Genomic DNA, 13,725 nt, shown 5'->3' with positions numbered 1-13,725 from the left:
CTTTTTTTTCATGACTAAATAGTTTAATGAATAAATACTTAATCAAGTTACAACCTTATCTCTAAGCTACCGCTGTAGGCGGTTTTTGTTCAACGTATGTATAAAGTGCAATGCATTTTATATCCCTATCTGTTTATTTTCATTTATCACTAATATGCAAACTCTTACACACACTTTCCTTACAAAATTCTATTTTCTTTTTTTGCAAGAAACAAATCATGTAACACTTAGCAATAAGCAAGCTCTAATTTAACCATTCCCCATCAATCTATCTATCCTAATAATACATAGATTCATTATAAATAATTAATAAGTTTGTATACTATTTATCGTACCATCTTTTCATACCTATATACCTCCCAAAAAAAAAGCCACCAATTCCTTGGCGGCTTATAAAAATTTAGGCAAAACAACAGAGAGTTAAGATCAGGCTATTCTACTGGCACTGCTTCTTCTACTTTTATGGTATTCAGTACCACATCTAATGTGGCAGTTTTGTCGGGAACAATCAGTATGTTCACCGTCACACTTTGGTACGACTTTCGGCTAAAGGTCAACTGGTGTTCGCCAGGTGTTAGGTTTTGGAAATTGAATCCACCTTTTTTACCTCCCCGAATCACTGGCTTGGACCCATCAACTGAAACCCTAACCTTTCTTACCGGAGCACCTTTTTCGTCCAGAATCGTGCCCACCAATGCTTTTCGTCGCTTTGGTATGGCATCTACATCAACCGCCAAGGCAAATGCACTGTACAAATCAGGATTCGATTGCTGGTACTTGGAACGCATGTAATCCTTAAGCGAATTGTTCATGATGTTCCTGTAACGCTCCAAGCCATCTTCCAACTTCACAGTAATGTCATGCTGACTTTTTCTGAAATTCTGAGGAATATCCATTACAGCCTGTGCAGCCGCAATGGCAGCTTTTAAAGCGCTTATGTCCTCGGCACTTAAAGTTGCCTCGCTCACCTGCGTAGGATTTTCCTCAATAATATCCACTACATTTTCAGCACGAACCAATACCTCTGCATCCCTACAACGCGAAAGCTCGGTTTTGGTACAACCTTCTATTGTGGTAAAAACTGTGAAGTTCATATAGTTGCCATAACTATTCAGCACTTCACAAATCTTTACTGTAAGCTCAATCAAGTCATTAATTTTACTCGATTTTTCCTGAGTCAGAGCCTTGCTGTTTCTGTCCTGCTGGCCCAATAGATCACTAATACTGCTTTCGATATTCTCAATATCAGTAGCCATTTTCACCAACAAAGCATTCTCAGCAATCGCTGTCTCATGCTCTTTCTTAAAAGCCAGGAAGCTTCTCATCTGCCTGACCAACTGTTGTTGTATGTTGTTCATATCAGAACGGGTTTAATTGTTACTTTCATCTTATAAGATGTTTTTTGGCTTGCATGCGAATGGGCTTTGTTTCCACTCGCTTGTTGTTTTGCCTAAATTTTATTTTTCTGTTTTCCTTTTATCATTTTTTGATTTCCATATATTCGCTCCTTTCGTTTATTGCATGCGCTACCAACACATGTTGTATATGCTACCAGCTTTCATTGTAGCCTTTCCATGGCTTTATGTATTCACTCTCAGCTATTCTTGTATGTGCTACCAGACTTCATTGCATCCACTACCAGATGTTCATGTGTGTACTCTCATCTTTTCATGTACATACCACCAGTACTTCATGTATCCTCTACCATGTTTTATTGTAGGTACTATCAAGGCTTCTTGTATTTTGCTTTTTGTTAAGCTGTTTACAAGTCACAAGCCTTTGTATCCCTTACAGAATAGTAGGTATACCCATTATTAATTCGTAAAAGTCATTTGTTTGAATCAGTCATTGCTGACCGCTTTCCCTGGTTTGTGGGAAAAGAGTAGGTTCGGTAGGATGCGAACACATAGCAGACGAGCTCACAATAATCTCATGATCATTTGCATTAACAAAACGAGAATTGTGAAGCTTTTAAAAACAGGTTGGCGAATGGATTTGTGCCTTGACAAGATTCATTCAGCGACGCACCGTGCCTAATTTTTCGTGGTTTTCTATGGAGTGAGTACTTGTTAGCTCTACTGGCTTACAAACATCATAAATTGTTGAATTCATAAATAACTCAGTTTAGTTTGCGTTTGCTTATTTATAGTCCCACGGCAAACGACATTTATAATTTTCTTCCCTATCAGACCATCCAATGAGTCAGGTGAATGGTTCTGTCATCTCAAATCACTATACAATATAATTATTTTTATTCTGTAAACAAATGAAAATGCATTTTTTAACAGTTTGATTATGGAATACACCTCACCCTGCCCTCTCCTTGAGAAGCAATATCATTAAATTAAGGCTGAAAGTCTTAAAGCATTAGCAAAGGGCATCGCCCTTTGATTGGACATGTAGTAAATCTTTAGCCCTGAAAGGGCGTAAGCTAGCGCCCTTTCAGGGCTTTTATTGCCATATTTTACAAAGTAGGGCGTTGCCCCACTCTATTGCTAACGCCTCTTCGAGGCTACACTGAATGACATTGCCTCTCAAGGTGAGGGAAATGGCTACTGCATATATATACTATCCTCAAATTTTAAATTCCTTCTCCTTGAGGAGAAGGTCCCAACAGGGGGATGAGGTAATCATTCTAGAAACAAGCACAAAAAAAGAGGCGCATCAAGCGCCTCCTTATCCCCTTTACCTGTTCAAGCTACCAAAACATTGATAACTGTTCATTGATTACTGCTAATTGATAATTCTTAATAGATCATTGTTAATTGCTAATTGTTCCATCCTAAAGGTTTTCTTTTAGGAAGTCCACCATCTTGGTAAATAAATGCAATCTGGTTTGTCCCCCGTAAATGCCATGATTGCGATTCGTATACAAATGCATGTCGAACTTTTTGTTGTGCTGTACCAATACCTCTGCCAGCTCCAATGTATTTTGTACGTGAACATTATCATCTGAAGTTCCATGGATCAGCAAGAACTTTCCTTTCAGCTGATCCGCAAAATTGATTGGTGCATAATTGTCATATCCTTCCGGATTTTCTTGTGGCGTTCTCAGGTAACGTTCCGAGTAAATACTATCGTAATAACGGTAGGTAGTTACCGGTGCCACTGCAATTCCTGCTGCAAACACATCTGCCCCGCGGAACATACAAAGCGAAGACATCTGTCCACCAAAACTCCATCCATACACACCAATTTTATCGGCAGCAATGAATGGTTGTTTTGCCATGTACTTTCCGGTTTCAATCAGGTCGATGGCTTCCAGATTCTGAATCTGCATGTAGGTACATTTCTTGAATGCCTCTCCGCGTCCGCCGGTTCCACGGTTATCTACTACCACAACCACAAAACCTTCCTGTGCCAAATACTCCAACCAATCAAACTGGTAACGATCCAATACCTTTTGCGATCCTGGTCCGCCATAAAAGTGCAACAATGCAGGATATTCCTTGTTTTCATCAAAATCAACTGGTTTCATCATCCAGGCATTCAATTTCACACCTTCCGAGGTTTCGAACGAAAAGAATTCACGCTTTGGAAGTTTGTACTCCTGCAATCTCTTTTTCAATTCTTGGTTGTCTTCCAGGGTACGAATCAAATTGCCTTTGGCATTGTGAAGCGTTACCACTGTTGGCACTCCATTGGCCGAATAGTAATTGATAAAATATTTGAATCCCTTGCTGAACTTTGCCGAATTGCTTCCCCCTTTCTCGCTCAGTTTCTGAGTTCTTTTCCCTTTAATATCTATCGAGTAGATTTCTCTTTGCAAAGGAGAAACGGCCGCAGCCTGGTAGTAGAACAATTTCTTGTCCTCATCATATCCCAGGTACTTGCTCACTTCCCAATCGCCTTTGGTTACCTGGCGAACCAACTCGCCTTTCATATTGTACAAATAGATGTGGTTGAATCCCGATTTTTCGCTGGTTACAATAAAATGCTTGTTGTCTTTCAAGAAGGTCAAATCATCGTTCACATCTACCCAAGCCTTGTTCTTTTCCTCGTACAACAAATGGGTTTGGCCATTGTCAGCATTTGCCAGCAACAACTCGTAATGATTCTGATGACGATTCATTCTCACCAAACTTAATACCTTCGGATCTTGTGTCCACTTGATTCTTGGAATGTACTGATCGGTTTCTTCTCCCACATCAACCGTAGTGGTTTTCTTGCTTTCCAAATCGTAAACATGCACGCTTACTACCGAATTTTTTTCTCCTGCTTTTGGGTATTTGAAAGTGTAGTTTTCAGGATATAGTGCGTTTGCTTTCTTTTCAGGATTCAAACCTTTGAACACAGTCATGTTGAACTGTTTCACTTCGCTCTCATCAAAGCGCATGTAGGCAATTCTTTTGCCATCAGGCGACCATTGGTAGGCCTGCCAAAACGAAAACTCCTCCTCGTACACCCAATCTGGTGCACCATTAATAATGTGATTGTATTTTCCATCGAAAGTGAACTGGGTCTCTTTTCCCGATTTCAAATCTTTCACAAATAGGTTGTTTGCTCGGTAGAAACAAACCTGGTTTCCTGATGGAGAGAAATCAGCCAATTGCTGTCTTCCTTCCGATAGTTTTCCCAGTGTCTTCTTGTCCCTGTCGTAAACGAAAAACTCTGCTGAGAATGAATGACGATAAATGTCTTCACGATTGCTCGTAATCAAGATCTTTCTTTCGTCTGCCGAGAATTGGTAACCATCAATGCGCTTTACCTTTTCTGTTCCTAGATCCGATAAGCTGAAAATTGTTTCTTCGAACTCACCAGTTGCATAAGCAAACTGCTCTATTTTGGTTCCATATTTCAATACCGTATAGCTTTCGCCGCTTTTCATCGATCTTAATCCGTAAACCGATCGGGCGTAAAAGGTTCCTTTGTTGGTGATATCTTCAAGCTGAAAACTTTTTTGTGCCTGTACACCAAATACGCACAAAAAGGCAAGTAAAAGTAATGTTAGTTTATTCATTGTTGAATTTGGTTCATTAAAATACAACCCACCGCTACATTCATATGAGCGTGAGTTTCTTATTTTTAGTTAATTAGTTTTTATTGGGAAATAGCCACACAAGGCTAATCTATCTCTTATTAGAGATGGAAAGATATGGCTGTATCAACAAATCCAGCATTCGTAAAGACCTTTGTATGATCTGTTTTGCAGTATGATTGTAATGTCGTGCATAAGTATCGGTAAATCTATGAATTTTTCAGCATTCTAGATTCTATTGCATTTTGTACTGTCGTGGATTTATAATGATTCTAATTAATTGTAATTGTAGAGACGCACGGCCGTGCGTCTCTACGGTACGCCCCTACAAATTGCATGTGTACAATTTATCCTTCTGCCAATTCCTTGGATTATCAATGATGTAATTTTGAATACGATGATATTCCTCAAAATCACGAATGATATGATCGTGAAAACGGGTTTGCCACACCGGCATTGTTGATTGTCGGTATTGATTGATTTTGGTGGTTGCTGCCGATTTAAAACCTGCTACAAATGATGATATGGATTTGGGTGGTCGATATGCCACACCAGTATCATCGGGTAGAGACGCACTGCCGTGCGCCTCTACTGTGTTTTCATGGTCGTGCGCCTTTATCGTGTTTGGGTGGCCTGATGTAGACGCACTGCCGTGCGTCTCTACGGGATCATTTATAATATTTTTGATTTGCAAAATGGCATGAATATGATTCGGCATGATTACATATTCTTCGCAATACAATTCCTTGCGTATTGAAAATGATTTTAACCACTCTTCTTCAACAATCTTGCCTATTGGCGATAAAATCATTTGTTCCGATTCAATTTCACCAAACAATGTTTCCTGATTCTGAGTACAGATCGTAATAAAATACAAACCTTCGCTGGAATAATCCCACCATGTGGCCCTTGCCGATGGGATTCTATATTTGTTTTGAAATTTGTTCGTTTTCATACGCAGATAAGAATCAATGCTATTTAAATTTAATGAATCGATCCTAAACAAAAAAGAGACGTACTGCCGTACGTCTCTACTAGTAATTTCATTAATTAATATCTGCTATCGTTTAATTGAATTCCGCTTTCAATTGCTCAACCCAATTTTTGATTCTATCGTTGCTCAATGCTGCCTGATTTTCGATATCCAGTGCAAGACCTAAGAATTTTCCATCACGCAAAGCTGCCGATCTTTCAAAAGTGAAGCCTTCAGTCGAGGTCAATCCAACCACTTTTGCTCCTCTTTCTTCCAAGGCTTTGGCCAAAATTCCAATTGCATCCACAAAATTCTCTGGATACCCAACCTGATCACCTAAACCAAACAAAGCAACTGTCTTGCCTTTTAGTTTCAGGTCTTCAATGGCTGGCATAAACTCATCCCAATAGTTTGGCAATTCGCCATCGAACCATGTAGGAACGCCTAGTACCATATTGTCGTAGCTTAGGAATGTTTCCTCGTCTATTTCTTCAACATTTACTTTGTCGATATCTACAGCATCACCAAATGCATTCTTAATTTTCTCTGCATTCTTTGCTGTCTTTATTGTATTGAAACTATAGAATAATCCTATCTTTTTCATTTCCTTCTGTATTTAATCAAGAATTAGTAATCCAACAGATCTTTAGCTGCTGCGTAAATCTTATCGTTGTTTGGAAGAATCGCTCTTTCCAGAATTCTATTAAATCCTACAGGAGTAAATGTTGATCCTACACGTTTTACTGGTGCATCTAATGTTTCGAATGCCTCTTCAGTAATCATGGCTGAGATCTCAGCTCCAAATCCTGAGAATACTTTGTCTTCGTGAACAACAAGTACTTTATTGGTTTTCGCTACCGATTTCAATACTGTTTCTTTATCCAAAGGAATTAAGGAACGAAGGTCAATCACCTCAACCTGCTTGCCTGATTCTTCCGCTAATTTATCAGCAACCTCAACACACATGTGAGTAGTGTTTCCATAGGTTACGATAGTCAAATCTGAACCTTCTCTTCTTACGCGTGCCTTACCAAAAGGAACTTCAAAATCTTCCGGTACCGGAGTGGCTGCCTTAGGATCATTGTACAAAGCCTTTGGTTCCATGAATACAGTCATACCTTTCGAACGCATACTGGTTCTTAACAAACCTGCAGCATCATCGGCATATGATGGGTAAACAATTCGAACCCCTGGGAATGTTGTTAATGCACCTTCAATATTTTGTGAGTGATACAATCCTCCACCAATATATCCACCTGATGCCAAACGAACGGTAATGTTTGGAGCGTACTGACCTTTCGATCTCCAGAAATCGTGAGTAGTCTCAACGAACTGTTCCATTGCTGGCCAGAAGTAATCTGCAAACTCAGCACCTTCCACTACAATTCTGATCTTATCGTTGAAACGACTCATACCATTGGCTGTTCCCATGATATAGTCTTCGGCAATCGGAGCATTAAATACTCTTTCCTTACCAAACTCCTGTTGCATTCCTTTCGACACGTTGAAAATACCACCCTTGTCTTTGTTGGCAATATCCTGTCCCCAAATGTAAGTATCTGGATTGTGTCGGAATTCTGCTTTTAGGGTTTCGTTCAATCCTTCAATCAGCTTTTTCTCATTCCCTGTGAAACTGTGTGTTCCTTCCGGATATTTTTCTGACACATAAGCTTCAGGCAATACAAAATCATAGATAGACGCCGGATCTGGATCTGGTGCAGTTAAACCTGCTTTGTGTGCTTTTTTAACTTCCAGCTTCACCTCTGCCTCAATGGCCTGTAGTTCTTCCTCGGTAAATCGCTTGTAGCGCACCAACATTCTACGGTACTTCGCCAGAGGATCATACTCCTGTACATAGTTCAACTCGGCATTATCACGATACAGCTCATGACGATCGGAGTTGGAATGTGAACCCATTCTCACACAGTTGGCCTGTACAATAACAGGAGTTGAATTTGCCAATGCATATTCTTTGGCTTCCAAAACTGCGTTCATCGAATCAAACACATCTTTACCATTACAGTGAATGATTTTCAGGTATTTCATCCCACGGAAATTATCTGCTACCTTACGATTTGCAGTTTGATCTTTCTTAGGAACGGAAATTCCATATCCATTATCCTGGAATACAAAAATAACAGGCAATTGCTCATTGGTTGCTCCATTAATGGCTTCGTAAACGTATCCTTCCGATACCGATGATTCTCCCTGCGAGCTAAACACAACACCTTCGTGCTTGTACTTCTTCATGGCACGACCAACACCTACTGCATGCAAAGTATGGTTTCCTGTACATGATGATACGTTGTGAATGTTCCACTCTGGTTTTGCAAAGTGATTCGACATGTGTCGTCCACCACCTGCAACATCTGTATCTTTCGAAATTCCGTTAAAGATTACCTCTTCAGCTGTTAATCCAGCTGAAATTGAGGTTAGCATATCTCTATAATAAGGGAATAAATGATCTGTTTCCTTGTCGAACACCTGACCAATGGCCAACTGAATTCCATCATGTCCTGCATAAGGTGCATGGTATGACCATCCAATCGCCTGCTTCAAATAATTAGGTGCCTTTTCGTCTAATGCTCTACCAAGAGTCATTAAATGATACCAACGACCCAACAATCCTTTGGAAGTGCTCTTAATACTAAATTTTTTCGTCTCGGTCATCTCGTTATTCTTTTCTTTCTCAACTGAGGTTAATTCTACTGTTTCCATAATTAAATAGATCTGTTGATATCAATTTCTTCCAGGTAGTCTGCAATTTTTCTTAAGAATGCTCCTCCCAAAGCTCCATCTACAACTCTGTGGTCGTACGATAAAGACAAGAACATCTTTTGGCGCGGCACAATCACATCTCCTGCCGGAGTTTCCATTACCGCTGGCTTCTTTTCAATGGTACCAACAGCAAGTATTGCAACCTGTGGTTGATTAATAATTGGTGTACCCATTACATTCTTAAATGATCCAAAGTTTGAAATGGTGAATGTTCCACCTTGAATGTCATCAGGGTTTAGCTTATTATTTCTTGCATCATCGGCCAACTGGTTCATATCATTTGCCAAACCAATCAGGTTCTTGTGATCAGCATTTTTAATTACCGGCACAATTAGATTGTTACTAGGTAATGCAACGGCAACTCCAATGTTTATATCTTTCTTTAGGATTACATTGTAACCATCCACCGATGCATTAATTCCTGGGAACTCTCTTAATGCCTTGGCAACTGCTTCAATAATAATTGGCATGAAAGTCAATTTGGTCTTTTCTTTCTTAAAGAATTCATCCTTTACTTTACTTCTCCAATTCACCATATCGGTTACATCCGCTTCAACCATAGCTGTTACGTGAGGAGAGGTTTGCTTCGACATTACCATATGATCCGCAATAATTCTTCTCATACGATCCATTTCCACAATCTGATCCTGCGCTCCAACTGACATGGAAACTTTTGGTTTTTCGGTTTCCTGTGCAGCCGGTTTTGGTGCTTGTACTTCCACCTCTTTCTCTACAGGTGTAACAACTGATCCATTCCTTTGCGACAAGTAATTTAATACATCTTGCTTTTGTACTCTACCATCCTTACCGTTTCCTTGAATCGAATCTAATTCTTGAATGGAAATATTTTCATTTTTCGCAATACTCTTCACCAATGGAGAATAAAAGCGACCACTTTCTGATTTAAAATCATCTACAACTTCTGCCTCAACAGTTTCTTCAACAGGCACCTCTTCCTTGGCACTATGTTCTTCCACAGGACTATCTACAACATCATCAGCATCACCCATTGCAATTACTGCAACCACTTCTCCAACAGGAACCAAATCATCCTCCTTGAAACGAATTTCAACTACTTTCCCTTCAACAGGCGAAGGAATTTCAGAATCAACTTTGTCCGTTGCAATTTCAAAAAGCACATCATCTTCTTCCACCTGATCGTTCAGTTTCACGAACATTTTTGTGATAGTAGCCTCTTGCACACTCTCACCCATTTTGGGCATTAGAATTTCAAAGCTAGACATATAACTTATCGTTTAATATTTATACTCATATTTAAATGTATCGATACAAATATAAAATTTTATTCTTATTTAGACTTGTTTAAGATTAAATATTTTGCAATCTCTACATTGCAATTTTTTATCAGCATATCGATTTTATAAAACCTCAAAGCTCTTTAAATCTGAAAAATCAGTATTTGGTTATCGAATACCGAACTTTTAAGCCTTCTTGAATTAATTACAATTAACTAAAGGAATTGTTAGCATTTTGAGTTAATTTTGCATTCACAAATCAGAAACTCATGAAAGATTTTACCTATCAATTTAATATTAGCGCTAGCCAGGAAGAAGTTTATAATGCTTTAACCAATTCTTTTCAAATCGAATTGTGGACTGGATATCCAGCCACCATGGATGATAAAGTTGGAACCATTTTTTCTCTGTGGGAAGGAGATATTTCAGGATGTAATTTGGAGATGGTCAAAGATTATAAGATTGTCCAGGAATGGTTTTTTGGAGAAACTGAAAGCCCATCGGTTGTTACCATGATCTTGAAAAAAGCAGGAAAAGATACTCGTATTGAATTAACACATACAAATATTCCTGATGATGCTTATGAAGAGATTATAGAAGGTTGGAAGGAATATTACTTAGATTCAGTGAAGAACTTTCTTGAATTTTATTAATGGTTTTTAGATTCTGGCAATGAGCCTTTAGCTAAAAAAAATCGCAAGAACCATCTAAGTTCTTGCGACTTTTTTATATCGGTCTTTATATTATTCTACGATAATCACCTCATCGAATATCTCAATTTTATCCCCAGGACGAATCTTTGCACGCTTTCTGGTTTCTACTTCACCATTTCGCATTACAATTCCATCCTCTACAAAGATTTTCGCCTGAGCTCCACTTTCACTTATATTTAATGCTTTTAAGAGCTTAATTAGCTCAATGTATTCGGTATCTATTTTAAATGTGATCATGCTTTCAAGTTTTTGAGCAACAAATGTAAGTCAAATCATTTTCTAATGAAAGAACAAATAAGCAATTAATATGGCTGCAATAATTCCTGCAAAATCAGCAATCAAACCACAAGTAACCGCATATCTGGTATTCTTGATTCCAACCGCACCAAAATAAACTGCAATAATATAAAATGTGGTATCCGTTGCACCTTGTAATGTAGATGACAATCTTCCCACAAAGCTATCTGCCCCATGCGTGGTCATTGCATCCACCATCATGCCTCTTGCTCCACTTCCGCTCAATGGCTTCATCATGGCTGTTGGTAAAGCTTCTACGAAATCAGGATCTACTGAAAGTAACAAGCAAAGTCTTCTCATGCCTTCCACAAAAAGGTCCATTGTTCCTGATGCTCTGAAGACACCAATGGCAACCAATATGGCAATCAAATAGGGTATAATTTTTATAGCAATATTGAATCCTTCTTTGGCTCCATCGATGAAACTTTCATATACATTCACCTTATTTTTCGCTGCCAAAAGAATAAATGAAATAATAATCCCAAACAGGAACACATTACTTACAACCGTTGAAACTGTTGTGATCTGTTCTTTTTCAAGACTAGAGAAATATGCTATGATTCCTATAATAATGGCAGTCAATCCGCCCAGGTAAGCTAATATGGTTCGATCCCACAATTTAATTTTCTGCACGATTGATACACTAATTAAACCTGCAATGGTTGAAAAGTAAGTAGCCAGTAATATTGGAATGAATATATCCGATGGATTCGCAGCACCCAATTGAGCACGATATACCATTATAGATATCGGAATAATCGTTAGCCCCGAGGTGTTTAAAACCAAAAACATGATTTGAGCATTCGAAGCTTTATCCTTATCAGGATTGGCTTCTTGCATTTCCTTCATGGCCTTTAAACCAAGAGGAGTAGCTGCATTGTCTAAACCTAACATATTTGCTGCCAGATTCATCATGATTGACCCATGTGCTGGATGACCTTTGTGCAATTCAGGGAACAATTTATTAAAGAATGGCCCTATCAACTTGGAAAACACTCTTACAATTCCACCATTCTCCCCTATTTTCATGATCCCTAACCATAAGGTTAATACACCAGTTAATCCTAAAGAAATATCGAAACCTGTTTTGGCCATGTTAAAGGTCGAGTCAATCATTGCCGGGAATACATCCATGTCTCCCCAAAATATAAGCTTGATTAAACCTACAACAAAGGCGATCAGAAAAAAGAAAATAAAGAGATAGTTTAATGCCATACTGTGTTCTTAAATAGAATAAAATACAAAATTACTTTTTGCTTCGTTTAGATTGAATCATTTTAAGCCTTTCTTTTGGATAATCTTCACCTGATTTTAATTGAAGTGCCTTCTTATAATAAAATCTAGCTACCGTCAAGTTTCCTTTACCAAAAGCAGAATCAGCTTTTGCAATGACTTCATCATACTCTTTATCCAACTTCTGGTTTTTCTTCGATTTCAATAACTCATCAATCTTCTTCAATTGGTTTTTAGGATATTTCTCCTTTTTGTTCAAAGCAATTGCTTTATTGTAATAAAATTTGGCAACCGAATAATGATTCGCAGACAACTCCTTGTCTCCCTTTGCAATCAATTGTTTGTATTCTTCCGATATAGCAGAGTTCCTCTCATCCCGAATCAATTTGTCAATTTCCTTCAGTTGTTTCTTCGGATATTCTCTATCAAACATTCCCAAAGCTCTTTCATACATCACTTTCGAAACCGTGTATTGAGAGGTTTGAAAAGCATTGTCTGCCTTTTGAATCAATTCTGCATATTCTCTTTCTTTGATAATAGAAAGTTTCTTCTCGAAGTTGGTTGGATTGTTTGCAATGGCTTCTTGTTCTGCATTTTTTAAGGCCTGTAATCTTTCATTGATTTCCTCTAGCTTCTCTTTCGGATATTTTTCCTTAGGCTTAATTTCCAATGCTGCTTTGTAATGATGTCTGGCAACGCTAAACTGTTCCTTTTTGAAAAATTCCTCTGCCTTTTCCAGCTCTTCACTATACCTTAAATTCAGCTCCTGTTCTTTCCTTTCCGCTATTGCTCTGCGTTCCAGAATCACTTCAATTCTCTTGATTTGAGTTTTTGGATACGACTCTTTTGGCATTAAGTCTAATGCTTCTTGATATTTCAATACGGCAAAATCGTATTCCTCATTGGTAAATTGCTTATCCGCTATCTCAATTAATTTTTCATACTGATTTTTCAACTGTGATTTTGCATTTGCTTTTCTTTCCAATTCAGCTAAAATCGCTTCAATTTCGTCAATTTTACTTCGTGGGTATTGTTCTTCTGGTTTTAGCTTCAATGCTCCATGATAATCTCTTGCCGCAGAATTCCATTTCTCTGATTCAAAATATTCATCTGCAGATTTAATCAATGTCAGGTACTTATTCTCATTCAGTTGTTTTTGAGCCAAAAGCTTTGCCTCTTCCTCTACTTGTCTCTTTTGCTCAGCAAATATTTCCGAAATCTTCTTTAATTGTTCCCTTGGGTAAAGCTCTGCAGGTTTCATATTTAGCGCATCTTTATAGCTTTCACGCGATAAATTGTACTCCTGGTTTTCAAACTGAGAATCTGCCATAGCAATAACGGAAGCATATTTTTCATCCAAGGCTTTCTTCTCGGCTGCCAAACGTGCTGCTGCTTCTGCTTTTTTCTGCTGATTCGCCAACAACTCATCAATCTTTGCAATCTGTGTTTTTGGATATTGCTCTTCTGCTTTCAATGCCAAAGCATCAGAATAAGAGG

10 protein-coding genes are annotated in these 13,725 nt (G+C 38.4%); 1 reads left to right on the top strand and 9 read right to left on the bottom strand.

Going from position 1 to position 13,725, the window contains the following annotated elements:
* Positions 1 to 431: 431 nt before the first annotated feature.
* The 6 genes from M0051_RS19245 to M0051_RS19220 form a co-directional block, all read right to left on the bottom strand.
* Positions 432 to 1,358 carry a carboxypeptidase-like regulatory domain-containing protein gene (locus tag M0051_RS19245; protein ID WP_306743201.1) on the bottom strand — a complete coding sequence of 309 codons (927 nt, stop codon included), beginning with the start codon at positions 1,356 to 1,358 and terminating at the stop codon, positions 432 to 434.
* Positions 1,359 to 2,782: 1,424 nt separating this feature from the next.
* Positions 2,783 to 4,960: a S9 family peptidase gene (locus M0051_RS19240; RefSeq protein WP_306743200.1), complete on the bottom strand. Its 2,178-nt coding sequence runs from the start codon at positions 4,958 to 4,960 to the stop codon at positions 2,783 to 2,785.
* Between the two features lie 343 nt (positions 4,961 to 5,303).
* Entirely contained in the window at positions 5,304 to 5,933 is a 630-nt protein-coding gene (locus M0051_RS19235; protein ID WP_306743198.1) for a transposase, read from the bottom strand.
* Between the two features lie 112 nt (positions 5,934 to 6,045).
* Positions 6,046 to 6,555, bottom strand: coding sequence for a flavodoxin (locus M0051_RS19230; RefSeq protein WP_306743197.1), 510 nt, complete (start codon positions 6,553 to 6,555; stop codon positions 6,046 to 6,048).
* A 23-nt stretch (positions 6,556 to 6,578) separates the two neighbouring features.
* Entirely contained in the window at positions 6,579 to 8,669 is a 2,091-nt protein-coding gene (locus M0051_RS19225) for a thiamine pyrophosphate-dependent enzyme (protein ID WP_306743196.1), read from the bottom strand.
* 2 nt (positions 8,670 to 8,671) lie between these two features.
* On the bottom strand, positions 8,672 to 9,973 hold the full coding sequence (locus M0051_RS19220; protein WP_306743195.1) for a dihydrolipoamide acetyltransferase family protein: 1,302 nt from the start codon (positions 9,971 to 9,973) through the stop codon (positions 8,672 to 8,674).
* Between the two features lie 281 nt (positions 9,974 to 10,254).
* Here M0051_RS19220 and M0051_RS19215 point away from each other — a divergent pair, with 281 nt between their 5' ends.
* On the top strand, positions 10,255 to 10,638 hold the full coding sequence (locus M0051_RS19215; RefSeq protein ID WP_306743194.1) for an SRPBCC domain-containing protein: 384 nt from the start codon (positions 10,255 to 10,257) through the stop codon (positions 10,636 to 10,638).
* Between the two features lie 90 nt (positions 10,639 to 10,728).
* On the opposite strand, the gene M0051_RS19210 is transcribed toward M0051_RS19215, so the two are convergent.
* The 3 genes from M0051_RS19210 to M0051_RS19200 form a co-directional block, all read right to left on the bottom strand.
* Entirely contained in the window at positions 10,729 to 10,935 is a 207-nt protein-coding gene (locus tag M0051_RS19210; RefSeq protein ID WP_306743193.1) for an RNA-binding S4 domain-containing protein, read from the bottom strand.
* A gap of 42 nt (positions 10,936 to 10,977) precedes the next feature.
* Positions 10,978 to 12,210, bottom strand: a complete 1,233-nt coding sequence (locus tag M0051_RS19205; RefSeq protein ID WP_306743192.1) for a nucleoside recognition domain-containing protein — start codon at positions 12,208 to 12,210, stop codon at positions 10,978 to 10,980.
* A gap of 31 nt (positions 12,211 to 12,241) precedes the next feature.
* The coding region (locus M0051_RS19200; RefSeq protein WP_306743191.1) for a hypothetical protein at positions 12,242 to 13,725 on the bottom strand (1,484 nt) is incomplete at its 5' end.

The organism is Marinifilum sp. D714 (genome assembly GCF_030851345.1).
In the GTDB taxonomy this organism is placed as follows: Bacteria; Bacteroidota; Bacteroidia; order Bacteroidales; family Marinifilaceae; genus Marinifilum.
Note: the sequence above shows the minus strand (reverse complement) of the source record. Positions and strands in the feature narration are given on the sequence as shown.